This window comes from Pseudomonas sp. SIMBA_041 (assembly GCF_046535095.1).
GTDB lineage: Bacteria > Pseudomonadota > Gammaproteobacteria > Pseudomonadales > Pseudomonadaceae > Aquipseudomonas > Aquipseudomonas mucoides.
Genome location: NZ_JAWRXJ010000862.1, coordinates 1 through 240, shown reverse-complemented (window position 1 = coordinate 240; position 240 = coordinate 1). Strand labels below are relative to the sequence as shown.

At 49.2% G+C, this 240-nt stretch carries 1 pseudogene; it reads right to left on the bottom strand.

The window, feature by feature from the left end:
- Nucleotides 1–240, bottom strand: a pseudogene (locus tag SB725_RS33590) (hypothetical protein); the annotation flags it as partial.

Genomic DNA, 240 nt, shown 5'->3' with positions numbered 1-240 from the left:
CATCAGCACCAACGTCTGCAGGCTGCATCATGCCTACCTGAGCATTCATGTTCGCGCCGTCCATATAGACCTGACCACCATGCTTGTGGGTCAAGTCACAGATATGACGGATGCCTTCTTCGAATACACCGTGCGTCGATGGATAAGTGATCATTAGCGCACCTAGGCGATCGCTATATTCTTCACATTTGGCGGTTAAGTCGTCGATATCAACGTTGCCGTTTTCATCAGTTTTGACCA